The 12803-nt window shown below is 69.1% G+C and carries 11 protein-coding genes; 5 read left to right on the top strand and 6 right to left on the bottom strand.

Going from position 1 to position 12803, the window contains the following annotated elements; translation table 11 throughout:
• Positions 1-105: 105 nt before the first annotated feature.
• From TSO5_RS17170 to TSO5_RS17160, 3 genes are all read left to right on the top strand, one after another.
• A complete protein-coding gene (locus tag TSO5_RS17170; RefSeq protein WP_109152690.1) occupies positions 106-837 on the top strand; it encodes a Spy/CpxP family protein refolding chaperone in 732 nt (243 codons plus the stop codon).
• A 90-nt stretch (positions 838-927) separates the two neighbouring features.
• Positions 928-1896, top strand: coding sequence for a zinc metalloprotease HtpX (locus TSO5_RS17165; protein WP_109152689.1), 969 nt, complete (start codon positions 928-930; stop codon positions 1894-1896).
• Complete coding sequence (locus tag TSO5_RS17160; RefSeq protein WP_247870795.1) at positions 1893-2372, top strand: cytochrome c; 480 nt, start codon at positions 1893-1895, stop codon at positions 2370-2372. The genes TSO5_RS17165 and TSO5_RS17160 overlap by 4 nt, the downstream gene beginning before the upstream one ends.
• 95 nt (positions 2373-2467) lie before the next feature.
• Here the strand turns inward: TSO5_RS17160 and gyrB are convergent, their stop codons facing one another.
• From gyrB to TSO5_RS17135, 5 genes are all read right to left on the bottom strand, one after another.
• Positions 2468-4951, bottom strand: a complete 2484-nt coding sequence (gyrB, locus tag TSO5_RS17155; RefSeq protein ID WP_109152687.1) for a DNA topoisomerase (ATP-hydrolyzing) subunit B — start codon at positions 4949-4951, stop codon at positions 2468-2470.
• 90 nt (positions 4952-5041) lie between these two features.
• Positions 5042-6226, bottom strand: coding sequence for a DNA replication/repair protein RecF (gene recF, locus TSO5_RS17150; RefSeq protein WP_109152686.1), 1185 nt, complete (start codon positions 6224-6226; stop codon positions 5042-5044).
• A gap of 64 nt (positions 6227-6290) precedes the next feature.
• Positions 6291-7421, bottom strand: coding sequence for a DNA polymerase III subunit beta (gene dnaN, locus TSO5_RS17145; RefSeq protein ID WP_109073268.1), 1131 nt, complete (start codon positions 7419-7421; stop codon positions 6291-6293).
• A gap of 157 nt (positions 7422-7578) precedes the next feature.
• Positions 7579-9309, bottom strand: a complete 1731-nt coding sequence (locus TSO5_RS17140) for a hypothetical protein (RefSeq protein WP_109152685.1) — start codon at positions 9307-9309, stop codon at positions 7579-7581.
• Between the two features lie 169 nt (positions 9310-9478).
• Positions 9479-10354 (bottom strand): SDR family oxidoreductase, encoded by an 876-nt coding sequence (locus TSO5_RS17135; RefSeq protein WP_109073266.1) that lies wholly within the window; start codon positions 10352-10354, stop codon positions 9479-9481.
• Between the two features lie 107 nt (positions 10355-10461).
• Between TSO5_RS17135 and TSO5_RS17130 the strand changes: the two genes are divergently transcribed.
• Positions 10462-11304 carry a hypothetical protein gene (locus TSO5_RS17130; RefSeq protein ID WP_109152684.1) on the top strand — a complete coding sequence of 281 codons (843 nt, stop codon included), beginning with the start codon at positions 10462-10464 and terminating at the stop codon, positions 11302-11304.
• Positions 11305-11493: 189 nt separating this feature from the next.
• The gene (locus TSO5_RS17125; protein WP_247870794.1) at positions 11494-12354 is read left to right on the top strand and encodes an alpha/beta hydrolase; all 861 of its coding nucleotides are present in this window, start codon (positions 11494-11496) and stop codon (positions 12352-12354) included.
• An 85-nt stretch (positions 12355-12439) separates the two neighbouring features.
• Here the strand turns inward: TSO5_RS17125 and trxA are convergent, their stop codons facing one another.
• Entirely contained in the window at positions 12440-12763 is a 324-nt protein-coding gene (gene trxA, locus TSO5_RS17120) for a thioredoxin TrxA (protein WP_085087204.1), read from the bottom strand.
• Positions 12764-12803: the final 40 nt, after the last annotated feature.

Here is a 12803-nt window from a genome sequence, read left to right as displayed (position 1 = left end):
CGGCGAAGGACGCCGAAGGATCTCGTGCGCTCGGCCTTTTTGTCCCCGGCGCTCCCGCGTGGAGTCCGGCCGGGATGGCTCGAACCAGATGATCAGGAGGATGCCATGTCGTCATTCACCCGCAAGATGCTTCCGGCCTTTGCGCTCGTCGCCATGATGTCGGCTGCCCAGGCCCAGACCGCCGCCACTCCCGACCAGGGCCAGGATCACCAGGCCCACCACCCTGCCGGCGCCACGACCACCCAGGCCCAGCCCGCTCCGGCCCCGACGCCTGCCCAGCCGTCCCAGGGCGTCCAACCCGCGATGCCCGGCATGATGATGAACATGGACCAGATGCGCCCGATGATGGGCGGCATGATGGGTCAGCAGAGCGGCCAATCCAACATGATGGGGCCGGGCATGATGGGTGCAGGCATGATGGGGCCGGGCATGATGGAGCAGATGATGCCCATGATGCGCCAGATGATGATGGGACAGCAGGGTGGCATGAGCGCTATGGGCGCCATGGGCCTGCCGTTCGAGCATGTCGAGGGCCGCATCGCCTTCCTGAAGGCGGAGCTTGGGATCACCGACGCCCAGGCGCCGCAGTGGAACGCCTTCGCCGACACCCTGCGGTCGAACGCCAAGGCCCATCAGGCCATGCACGAGCAGATGACCAAGGGCGGCATGCCGTCGGCGTGGCCGGACCGGCTGGCCGTCCGGCAGAAGGTCCTGGAGACCCGGCTCGACGCCATGAAGGCCATTGAGGCCGCCGCCAAGCCGCTCTATGCCGTGCTGACCGACGACCAGAAGAAGGCCGCCGACCAGCTGTTCGCCAGCCCGATGGGAATGATGTGAGGAGTCACCCGGCACGGGCCTGCCGCTGCGGTTGGGGCGAAGACCCGGAAGCCGTTACGGTCGTCATGGTCAACGCAGGGATCGAGCAGCATGCCGATGGTCCGTCTCAATGAACGGCAGCGCCGCCGCCACAAGCTCCGGAACCTGGGGCAATCCATCCTGCTGGTGGGCAGCCTGGGCCTGCTGGTGGCGGCGATCGGCTGGCTGCTCTCCGGATGGTTCGGCGTCGTCTGGTCAGCCATCCTCATCGGTGCGACGGTGGCGTTCAGCCCGACCGTTTCGCCGCGGACGATCCTGCGGCTCTACGGAGCCCGGCGCCTCGGCCCTTACGACCTTCCCGAGGTCCAGCAGGCCACCCGGCTGCTGGCGCGGCGCGCCGGGCTGTCCAGCGTTCCCGAGTTGCATTATCTGGCGACTCCGGTGCCGAACGCCTTCACGGTCGGCTCCTCGCGCGGCAGCGCCATCGTCCTGACCGACGGGTTGCTGCGAACGATGAGCCTGCGCGAACTGACGGGGATCCTGGCCCACGAGATCAGCCATGTCCGCAACCACGATCTCTGGACCATGGGTTTGGCCGACATCATCAGCCGGGTTACCAGCGCCATGGCGACGACCGGGGCCGTCCTTCTGCTCCTGAGCCTGCCGCAGACGATGGAGCGGCACGGCACGGTCAACTGGCCGCTGATCGTGCTTCTTTGGGCGGCACCCCCCATCAACACGCTCATTCAGCTGCGGCTCTCGCGCACTCGGGAGTTCGACGCCGATCTGGATGCCGCCGCCTTGACCGGCGACCCGGAGGGGCTGGCATTTGCCTTGGCGAAGCTCCAGCGATACGATCCCGGCTTCTGGGAGCGTATTCTCTGGCCAGGACGGCGCAATCCGCATCCGTCCGTGCTGCGCACCCATCCCGAAATCGAGGAACGCATCGGGCGCCTGCTCTCGCTTCAGCAGGCCGACGAGGCGTTCCCCACCTCCGAAGCCCGCATGGTCGGGCTCCCCACCCATTGGGCGCGGCCGGGCCATCGACCCCGCTGGCGCGCATCCGGTCTCTGGCATTGAGGTTCAACATGCGTTTTTCCAGAACGGCGGCGATCGGCATCGGCTTTGCCGTGGCCGCCGTGGTCGCGGTGGCCGGCGCGATCATGCTCGTCGGTCCGAAGGCGAGCGCCGACCCGGCGGATGCCGTGCAGGTCGCCCGCGGGAAGGTGGTGTATGCCGACCAGTGCGCGACGTGCCACGGGTCCCGGCTCGAAGGCCAGACGAACTGGCAGAGCCGCAAGGCCGACGGCCGTCTGCCCGCGCCGCCTCACGATGCGTCCGGCCATACGTGGCACCACCCGGACGCGGATCTCTTCAAGATCACCAAGCAGGGCATCGCGGCCTTCGCCCCGCCCGGCTACAGCAGCGATATGCCTGCGTTCGGCGCCAAGCTGAGCGACGCCGACATCTGGGCGGTTCTCGCCTTCATCAAAAGCTCCTGGCCGGAAGACATCCGCCGCCGCCACGCCGCCATGAGCGAGCGGTCGAAGAACTGAGACGAGGCAGCGCAAACAGAAAGGGCGGAGCTTTTGCGGCCCCGCCCCCATCTTGCTCCCCGGTTACGGAGAGCGAACCGACCACACCACCCGCATCACACGTCCAGGTTCGACACCTTCAGCGCGTTGTCCTGGATGAACTCGCGGCGCGGTTCGACGACGTCGCCCATCAGGGTGGAGAAGACCTCCTCCGCCTGATCGGCGTGGCTGACGCGGACCTGCAGCAGCGAGCGCTTGGTCGGGTCCAGCGTGGTTTCCCACAGCTGGTCCGGGTTCATCTCGCCCAGGCCCTTGTAGCGCTGGATGGTCATGCCGCGGCGGCCCAGCTCCATCACCGTGTCGAACAGGGCGACGGGGCCGGTCAGGGCGCGGGTTTCCTTCTGCTTCTCGAAGGCTTGGCCGGCGGTGCCGAACACCCGCTTCAGGTCGGCTGCCAGCCCGTCGAGACGGCGGGCCTCGCCGCTCTTCAGCAGGTCGGTGTCGAACAGGTGGCGGTGGGTGACGCCGCGCCGGGCGCGGATCACCGCATAGCCGCCCTGGGGCAGCGCCTCGCCGCGCCAGCCGCCGTCGGCGTCCAGGGCGTTCATCCGCTCCGCCACCGCCTTGGCCGCCGCCTCCGCCGCCGCCTTGTCGTCGGCCAGCGCGGCGGACAGGGTGCCGGCAACCGCCGCCTGCTCCACCACCATGGCGTTGCCGACCTTGCGCGACAGCGTGTCGATCGCCGGCCGCGCGGTGCGGGCCTGATCGACCAGACCGGACAGCTGTTCGCCGATCAGCAGGGAGCCGTCCGACAGCCGGACCGACAGGTCGCCCAGCGCCGCCTCGACCAGATACTCTTCGAGCGCCCGGTCGTCCTTCAGGTAGCGTTCCTTGGCGTTGCCGCGCTTGATGCGGTAGAGCGGCGGCTGGGCGATGTAGAGATAGCCACGCTCGATCAGGTCGGGCATCTGCCGGAAGAAGAAGGTCAGCAGCAGGGTGCGGATGTGGCTGCCGTCCACGTCCGCGTCGGTCATGATGATGATCTTATGGTAGCGCGCCTTGTCGGCGTTGAACTCGTCGCTGATGCCGGTGCCCAGCGCCGCGATCAGCGTGCCGATCTCCGCCGACGACAGCATCTTGTCCAGCCGCGCCCGCTCCACGTTCAGGATCTTGCCGCGCAAGGGCAGGATGGCCTGGGACTGGCGCGAGCGGCCCTGCTTGGCCGAACCGCCGGCCGAATCGCCCTCGACGATGAACAGTTCAGACAGCGCCGGATCGCGCTCCTGGCAGTCGGCCAGCTTGCCCGGCAGCGACGACATGCTGAGCGAGCTTTTGCGCGTCATCTCGCGCGCCTTGCGGGCGGCTTCGCGGGCGGCGGCGGCCTCCACCACCTTCTGGACGACGCGGCGGGCGTCGGCCGGATGCTCCTCGAAATACTGGGCCAGCGCCTCGCCCACCACCGCCTCGACGACGGGGCGGACTTCCGACGAGACCAGCTTGTCCTTGGTCTGGCTGGAGAATTTCGGATCCGGAACCTTCACCGACAGGACGCAGGTCAGGCCTTCACGGGCGTCGTCGCCCGACAGGGCGACCTTCTCCTTCTTGGCGATGCCGGATTCGGCCGCGTAATTGTTGATGGCGCGGGTCAGCGCCGCGCGGAAGCCGGCGAGATGGGTGCCGCCATCCTTCTGCGGGATGTTGTTGGTGAAGCAGAGCGTCGTCTCGTGGTAGCTGTCGTTCCACTGCAGCGCGCATTCCACCGTCACCACGCCGCCATGCTCGGTCGGGCGCTCGTTCTTCAGCGTGATCGCCGGCTTGTGCAGCGCCGTCTTGGAGCGGTCGAGCCAGCTCACGAAGGCTTCCAGGCCGCCTTCGTAATGCAGGTTCTGCACCTTCGGCTCCACCCCGCGGGCGTCGGTCAGCACCAGGCGGACGCCGGAGTTGAGGAAGGCCAGTTCGCGCAGCCGGTGTTCCAGCGTGGCGAAATCGAACTCGATGTTGGTGAAGGTCTCGGCCGAGGGCATGAAGGTGACTTCGGTGCCCGACAGCGGCTTGCCCTTCTCCGGCACCATCGGCGCCTCGCCGACGTCGGCCAGCGGCGCCTCGGCGTTGCCGTGGCGGAAGCGCATGCTCCAGGTCCGGCCGCCGCGCCAGATGCGCAGATCCAGCGTCTCGGACAGGGCGTTCACCACCGAGACGCCGACGCCGTGCAGGCCGCCGGAGACCTTGTAGCTGTTCTGGTTGAACTTGCCGCCGGCATGGAGCTGGGTCATCACGACCTCGGCCGCCGAGACGCCTTCTTCCGAATGGATGTCGGTCGGGATGCCGCGGCCGTTGTCGCGCACCGTGACCGATCCGTCGGCGTTCAGCACGACCTCGACCTTGTCGCAATAGCCGGCCAACGCCTCGTCGATGGCGTTGTCGACCACCTCGTACACCATGTGGTGCAGGCCGGACCCGTCGTCGGTGTCGCCGATGTACATGCCGGGGCGTTTGCGCACGGCATCGAGCCCGCGCAGAACGGTGATCGATTCCGCCCCATAGTCCGCCTGCTGGGGCTCCGACTGCGGGAGGTCGTTCTTCAGTGCTTCCTGTGCCATGCGTCGACTATAACAGATTCGGTTGCGGATACGGCGGTTTAGCGTGCGTGAACACGGCTTTTTTTTGGGTCTTGGCCCGAATTTCCACCCCTATCCGGGGCGGATGTGGGCGTCTTCGATGCGGAACCGGCGGGCATCCTGCCCGAGCGGGTCGAAAACCCCCTCGTCGGTGCCGGTCATCCAGGCCTGGGCGCCCAATGCCAGGATTTCGCCGAACAGCGCGGCGCGCCGTTCGGGGTCGAGATGGGCGGCCACCTCGTCCAGCAGAAGGATGGGCGCCGCGCCGCGTTCGGCGGCCAGCAGCCGGGCGTTGGCCAGCACGATGGCGATCAGCAGGGCCTTCTGCTCGCCGGTGGAACAGAGCGCCGCCGGCATGTCCTTGGGCGCATGGCGGACGGCGAGGTCGCTCTTGTGCGGCCCCACCGTGGCGCCGCCGCCGTCGGCATCGGCGCGGCGGCCGATGCGCAGACTGTCGCGTAGCGCATCCTCCGCCGCCAGCGCCGGGCCTTCGTCCAGCCAGCGCTCCACCGTGCCGGCGACGGCGAGGTCGGCGCCGGGGAAGGGACCGACGGAGCGGGCGCAGGCGGCGCGCAGCCGCTGCACCACCTCGCGCCGCGCCGCGGCGACGGCGATGCCGGTGGTCGCCATCTGATCTTCCAACGCGCCGAGCCAGCCCTCGTCGAAGCGGCCGTCGCGCAGCAGCCGGGCGCGCTCGCGCAGCGCATGCTCATAGCGGGACAGCCGCCCGGCATGGGCCGGATCGAAGCCGAAGACCAGCCGGTCGAGGAAGCGGCGCCGTCCGCTCGATCCTTCGAGGAACAGGCGATCCATCTGCGGCGTCAGCCAGACCATGGCGACATGGTCGGCCAGCGCGGTCTGGCCCTTGGCCGGATGGCCGTCGATGCGGACCAGCCGGCGGTCGCGGTCGGAGGTTCGATTGCCGTCATGGGGCTCGCGGCCGGTGCCGATCTCCACCGGACCCATCGGGGTGTCGAGCATGGCCGCCACCGCCCAGCCGGCGCCGGGGGGCGATCCCAGCCGTTCCACCTCGGCCAGCCGGGCGCCGCGGATGCCGCGGCCGGGGGCGAGGAAGCTGACGGCCTCCAGCAAATTGGTCTTGCCGGCCCCGTTCGGGCCGATCAGGGCGACGGGCCGGCGGTCGGGCTCCAGCCGCGCGGAGTCATAGCCGCGGAAGCGCGTCAGCGTCATCCGCCGTACCGCCAAAGCGGGGGCCAAAGCCTGGGTTTGGGCGGACACCGGGGTGCCGCCGCTCATCGAAACTGCCGTGTGCTGCAACTGGTCCGTTCCGCCTGGGGCGGGGACGATCCCCGCAGCCCCATCACACACGCATCGGCATCAGGACATAGAGCGCGGTGGAGTCGGCGACGTCGCGGATGATGGTCGGCGACGCGGCGTCGGCCAGCGTGAACTGGGCGCCCTCGCCCTCGATCTGCTGCGTGATGTCCAGCAGATAGCGAGAGTTGAAGCCGATTTCCAGCGGGGACTCGGCGTAATTGACCTCCAGCTCCTCGGTGGCGCTGCCCGATTCCGGGCTGGTGGCCGACAGGGTCAGCGCGCCGCGGACGAGCGACAGCTTCACCGCCCGGCTCTTCTCGGTGGAGATGGTGGCGACGCGGTCGACGGCGGCGGCGAACAGCTTGGCGTCCACCTCCATCACCTTGTCGTTGCCGACCGGGATCACCCGCTCATAGTCGGGGAAGGTGCCGTCGATCAGCTTGGAGGTGACGACGACGCTGTCGAAGCCGAAGCGGATCTTGTTGTCGGACAGCGACAGCTCGATGCGGTCGGCGGCCTCGTCGACCAGCTTGCGGATCTCGGTGACGGTCTTGCGCGGGATGATGACGCCGGGGATGCCCTCGGCCCCGTCCGGCAGCGGCATTTCGACCCGCGCCAGCCGGTGGCCGTCGGTGGCGACGGCGCGCAGCACCGGCGTCTCCAGGCTGCCCATCTTGCTCTTGGCGGCGTGCAGGTAGATGCCGTTCAGGTAATAGCGCGTCTCCTCGGTGGAGATCGCGAAGCGGGTGCGGTCGATCAGCCCGCGCAGGTCGGCGGCGGCGACCGAGAAATTGTGCTTCAGCTCGCCGCTGGACAGCTGCGGGAAATCCTCCACCGGCAGGCAGGACAGCTTGAACTGCGAGCGGCCGGCGCGCAGCGTCAGGATCGTGCCGTCGCCGCCGATGTCCAGCTCCACCTGGCTGCCGTCGGGCAGCTTGCGGACGATGTCGAACAGGGTGTGGGCCGGGGCGGTGGTGCCGCCGGGACGGCCGACCGTCGCCGGGACGGTCTCGACGATCTCCAGATCCATGTCGGTGGCGGCCAGCGACAGTTCGCCGTCGCCCGCGCGCAGCAGGACGTTGGACAGGATCGGAATGGTGTTCCGCCGCTCGACCACACTCTGCACGTGACCCAGGGAACGGAGAAGGGCGGCGCGTTCGATGGTGATGTTCATGCTGGCGTCGTCTCGGCGGGAGGAGTGACTGAAAAGCGGAACCACCGGGGTTGCGGGCCGTTGTCCGGCCGTCCCGCCCCGAGCGGGCGCGCATCATACCACATCGATGGTTGCGTCGAACCAAATTGTTGCGGCCAAGGCCATCGGTCGAGGGGGCTCACCCCTCCCCCCGCCGCCTTCCCTCATGCAGTCGCAGAATGTCGACGAAATCCGCGCTCTGCCAGTTGCGCGACCGGCTCAGTTCGCTGCGGACGCTGGCGACGAAGGCGTCGATGACCGCCCATTCGTCGTCGGCGATCTTCTCGACATCCTCCAGATAGCGGAAGACGACCCGGTGCAAGCCCTGGCTGACCGGACTGATCCAGCCGTCCACCGTCTCGCCCATCGCCGCCATCAGCCGGCGGATGCGCAGCATGTGCGCCATGCGGTGGGCCGGCTTCTCCTGCGGTTCGGCCTTCATCGCCTGGATGAAGGCGAGGCGGCCGGTCTCCACCGCATAGAGGCGCAGCGACTTCAGCTCCGGGTTGGCGTAGCCGGCATTGCCGAGATAGCGGCCCCAGCGCCAGACCAGCTCCAGCAGCCAGACGATGTCCTCATGGTCGGGCACCGGGGCGTGGCGGGCGTTCATCGCCGCCTGCAGCCGCGCGGCCAGCGCCGGCATCACCGTGCCGGTCAACTCGCGGCTGACCGCCGCCAGCTCCGCCCGCAGCGCCGGGCCGGTGGAGCGGCTGGCGAGGAAGCCGGTGCCGGACAGCGCCGTCAGCGCCCGGTCGAAGCGCTCCACCGCCTCGTGCAGCAGGGCGCGGGTCGGGGCGGGGGCCGACAGGACCCCGCCGTCCTGGATGTCCATATCGCCGAACATGCCGTCCACCACCTCGCGGATGGTGGTGCAGGCGGCGTTGAAGTGGCAGAGCAGGGCGCGCAAAAGCGGGTGCGACTCGCGCACTGCCGGGCCACCATGCTCGCGGACATGGCGCAGGAACACGTCGTAGCGCCGCTTGACGTTCAGCCCGTAGAGCGGGGCGAACCAGGCCAGCACCTGCGACTGGTCGCGGAAGGGCAGGCCGAGATCGCGCACCCGGCGGACGAAGCCGACCATCAGCGCCGACTGGCAGTCCACCTCGGCGGACCGGGGATCGCCGGCGCCCTGCATGTCTTCAATGTCGCGGCGCATCCGCTCGGTCAGCGGCACCAGCACCTCGTTGTGCTCCAGCAGGGCGCGGACGAAGCCCAGCAGGTCGCTGTCGATCGGCGCCTTGCGGCCGAGATACTGGGTGCGCAGCCGGGCGTCGTGGTGCGCTTCCTCGTTCGCCAGCGCCAGGAAACGGTCGGTCAGCTTGCGGTCGCCGACCATGGTGTAGAGGAAGTCCAGCGCCTCTTTCCGCATCAGCTCGCGCATCACCATCGCGTCGGGGCTGGCCAGCACGGCGTCCAGCATCGCCTCGCGCGCCATCGCGTCCAGCCGGCTCTGCACCTCCGCCGCAAGGCCCGGAAAGGCATAACGGGTCAGCGCCGTCCAGATGCCGCCCATGTCCACCCGCTGGATCAGCGCCGGCACCGACTCCGGCGAGCGGTAGAGGATCGGGTCGTCGACCAGGAAGGGTTCGAACAGGCTGGTGAACAGCCGCCGCGCCTTCATCGGCCGCAGCCGGTTGAAATGGTCGACCAGCGCGTCGCGCAGATGCCGCGCCCGCTCGCCGTTCGGGCTGGGCGCCCCTTCCACCGCGTCCAGCACGGATCGGATGGCGTGCATGGGGATGCGGGCGACGACCTCGTCCATCTGGCGGCGGAAGGCGGTGGCATCCATCATGTCCCTGGCCGCCATGTCCCTGGCCGCCGGAAGACCGGCGGAGGGGAGGGAGGTCGTGACCGTCGGCGTGCTGCTCATGCGCCCAACACCTCGCAGGATCGTCGTCGCCTGGACGCTCATGATCCCGGGAGATTATTAAATAACCTTTGCTATTTCCATGCGTGTCTTCGGCCGGATTTTATGATTATCGGAATATGACAGGCAATTGCTTTGTAATCTCAGGTTTACCTTTTGCCCGAGTCTTCGACTAAAGCCCGGCCGCCAACTGCGCCTCCAACCCGGCGCGGTAGTCGGGATAGGTCAGGGTGACGCCAAGCTGGCGCTTGATGCGGTCATTCTTCACCCGGCGGCAATCGGCGTAGAAGCTGGCGGCCATCGGCGACATTTCCGCCTGATCGAAGGGCACCAGCGGCGGCGGCTCCACCCCCAGCAGGCGGCAGGCATATTCCACCACCTCGTGCGACGGGCTGGGCAAATCGTCGGCGACGTTGTAGATGGCGCCCAGCGTCGGCCGCGCCATCGACGCGCGCAGCGTGTTGGCGATGTCGTCGACATGAATACGGCAGAAGACCTGACCCGGCTTGTCCACCCGCTTGGCGATGCCGTCGCGCACGGAATCGATGGCGCTGCGGCCGGGACCGTAGATTCCGGCCAGCCGGAACAGATGCATCGGCACCCCATACTGGCGGTAGAGGTTCAGCCAGCCTCGCTCGGCCTCCACCCGCCGCTTCTGCCGCTCGCCGGTCGGCTTCAGCCAGGACGCCTCGCTGACCCACTCGCCGCCGGTGTCGCCATAGACGCCGGTGGTGGACAGATAGCCGGCCCAGTCCAGGGTGCGCAGGTCGGCCAGATCGCGGGCATGCTGGTCCAGCACCGGGTCGCCCTTGCCGTCGGGCGGAATGCTGACCAGCAGATGGGTGGTGCCGGCCAGCGCCGCCTTGGCATCGGCCAGCGGCCGGCCGCGGTCGAACAGGAAAGGCTCGATGCCGTGGGCCTCCAACTCCGCTTTCTTTTCCTCGCTGCGGCAGGTGGCGGCGATGCGCCATCCCTCGGCGCGCAGCCGGTCGGCGAAGACGCGGGCGGTATAGCCGGGGCCGAAGACGAACAGGCGGGGATCGGTCATCGCGGGCGTTCCGGTTGGGGCGGTAAACGGTGTAACGCCGGGCTTGGCCACCGAATTGGTGTGGGGGGCTTGCACCCTGCCCGGCGATGGCGGAGTGTAAAGGCACCATGACCCGACGCAATCTTTACCTTTCCGCCGCCCTCGCGCTGGGGCTTCTCGCCGTCCTGCCGGCGCCCTCGCCGGCCGCGCAGGCGGCCTCCTCCGGGCCGTCCTCCGGCCTCGACCGCAACCGCGAACTCCAGGCCTGCGCCGCCAAGGCGGAGGCCAATCCCGACGGCGCCAAGGCCGACGCCAAGCGCTGGCAGGAGCAGGGCGGCGGCGACTTCGCCAAGCTCTGCTACGCGCTGGCGCAATTCCATGCCGGCGAGTTCAAGGCGGCCGGAACCCAGATGGAGGCGCTGGTGCCGACGCTGGGCAAGGACGACCCCAGGGCCGCCGCCTCGCTGCTCGGCCGGGCCGGCTGGGCATGGCTGCGCGCCGGCGACCAGGGGAAGGCGGAGCGGCTCTACAGCGCGGCGCTCGACAAGACGCCCGGCGACATCGACCTGCTGATCGACCGCGCCTTCGCCCGCGCCGAGGGTGAACGCTTCTGGGACGCCATCACCGACCTCGACGCCGCGCTGGCCCGCGATCCCCGTCGGGCGGATGCCTATCTCTACCGCGCGACCGCCAATAAGGCGCTGTCCAACTACCGGCAGGCGCTGGCCGACATCGACCATGCGCTGGAGCTGAAACCCGGCGATCCGGAGGCGATCCTGCTGCGCGGCAACGTCAAGGCGCTGGGCGGCAACCTGCCGGCGGCACGCGATGACTGGTCGCTGACCCGCCGCGTCTCCCCCGACAGCGAATGGGGCCGCGCCGCCGCCGACAACCTCGCCCGGACGGCGGAGCTTGCCGGTGGTAAAGGCAAGGACGCGGGGAAGGATACGGCGAAGCCAAAGTCTCCCTGATAGGAGGTCTCCCTGGTAAGGGGCGTCCGCTGAACGACGGGTGGCCTCAAGGCTTATCCGATGCAGACACGGGCCGCCGGAGTCCTTCCGGCGGCCCGTTTTGCCGTCCGGCTTCCGCCGTCCAACTATGCCCGCGGGAGGAACCCCGCCGCCCGTGTCGCGGTTCTCCCAGGCACAGCCGGGGAGGGCATGATGTTCGAAGGATTCACGCTGGAGACCATCGAGCTGCCGGACGCGACCCTGCGGGTCCGGCATGGCGGGCAGGGCAGTCCGGTCCTGCTGCTCCACGGCCATCCGCGCACCCATGCGACCTGGCACCGGGTGGCGCCGCTGCTGGCGGCATCCCACAGCGTGGTCTGCCCCGATCTGCGGGGATTCGGCCAGTCGTCGAAGCCGGCGGACCGGCCCGACCATGCCAACTCCGCCAAACGGGCCAAGGCGCTGGATTGCCTCGCCCTGATGCGGCACCTCGGTTTCGAGCGCTTCGCCGTGGTCGGCCACGACCGCGGCTCCTACACCGCCTTCCGTCTGGCAATGGACCATCCCGCCGCCGTCACCCGTCTCGCCCTGCTCGATGGCGTGCCGATCCTGGAAGCCCTGGAGCGGTGCGATGCCCGCTTCGCCCGGGCATGGTGGCACTGGTTCTTCTTCGCCCAGCCGGACAAGCCGGAGCGCGCCATCCTGGCCGATCCCGACGCCTGGTACGGCGGCTCGGCGGAGGCGATGGGGGAGGAGGCCTACCGTGATTTCCGCGCGGCCATCCATGATCCGGCCACCGTGCATGGCATGCTGGAGGATTATCGCGCCGGGCTGGGCATCGACCGCGACCATGATGCGGCCGATCGCGCGGCCGGCCGGCGGCTGAGCTGTCCGGTGCTGGCCTTATGGTCGCTGCGGGACGATCTGGAGGAGCTTTACGGCGACGTTCTGGCGGTCTGGCGGCCCTGGGCGCCGGACCTGCGCGGGCGCGGCCTGGAGTGCGGCCACCACATGGCGGAGGAGGCGCCCGAAGAGCTGGCGCGGGAGCTTCTGGAATTCCTCGGCACCTGACCGGACAAACGAAAAAGCCCCGCCGCGGCGACCGCGGGCGGGGCTTTCCCTTAAGCTGGACCTGTATCCGGACCGGTTGGGCCGCTTACAGCGCCGAGTCGACCCACTGGAACAGCGCACCCTTGGGCAGGGCGCCGATCTTGGTGGCGGCGACGCTGCCGCCCTTGAACAGCATCAGCGTCGGGATGCCGCGCACGCCGTACTTGGTCGGGGTGTCCGGGTTCTCGTCGATGTTCAGCTTGGCGACGGTGACCTTGCCGTCATACTCGCCGGCCAGCTCGTCGAGCGCCGGGGCGATCATCTTGCAGGGGCCGCACCATTCCGCCCAGAAATCGACCAGGACCGGGCCGGTGGCCTTCAGGACGTCCTGCTCGAAGCTGTCGTCGGTAACCTTGATGGTGGTGCTCATGTGACCTCTTGCCTGGATTCGGAAGCGCCGCGGACCGGTT

It is taken from the genome of Azospirillum sp. TSO5 (assembly GCF_003116065.1).
Lineage (GTDB): Bacteria > Pseudomonadota > Alphaproteobacteria > Azospirillales > Azospirillaceae > Azospirillum.
This window is presented reverse-complemented; position numbering and strand designations above follow the sequence as displayed.

Bases quoted from the DNA above. Each gene is read 5' to 3' on its own strand.
- TSO5_RS17170 (WP_109152690.1), top strand. From the start codon at position 106: ATGTCGTCATTCACCCGCAAGATGCTTCCGGCCTTTGCGCTCGTCGCC.
- TSO5_RS17165 (WP_109152689.1), top strand. From the start codon at position 928: ATGCCGATGGTCCGTCTCAATGAACGGCAGCGCCGCCGCCACAAGCTC.
- gyrB (WP_109152687.1), bottom strand. From the start codon at position 4,951: ATGGCACAGGAAGCACTGAAGAACGACCTCCCGCAGTCGGAGCCCCAG.
- recF (WP_109152686.1), bottom strand. From the start codon at position 6,226: ATGAGCGGCGGCACCCCGGTGTCCGCCCAAACCCAGGCTTTGGCCCCC.
- dnaN (WP_109073268.1), bottom strand. From the start codon at position 7,421: ATGAACATCACCATCGAACGCGCCGCCCTTCTCCGTTCCCTGGGTCAC.
- TSO5_RS17140 (WP_109152685.1), bottom strand. From the start codon at position 9,309: ATGAGCAGCACGCCGACGGTCACGACCTCCCTCCCCTCCGCCGGTCTT.
- TSO5_RS17135 (WP_109073266.1), bottom strand. From the start codon at position 10,354: ATGACCGATCCCCGCCTGTTCGTCTTCGGCCCCGGCTATACCGCCCGC.
- TSO5_RS17130 (WP_109152684.1), top strand. From the start codon at position 10,462: ATGACCCGACGCAATCTTTACCTTTCCGCCGCCCTCGCGCTGGGGCTT.
- TSO5_RS17125 (WP_247870794.1), top strand. From the start codon at position 11,494: ATGATGTTCGAAGGATTCACGCTGGAGACCATCGAGCTGCCGGACGCG.
- trxA (WP_085087204.1), bottom strand. From the start codon at position 12,763: ATGAGCACCACCATCAAGGTTACCGACGACAGCTTCGAGCAGGACGTC.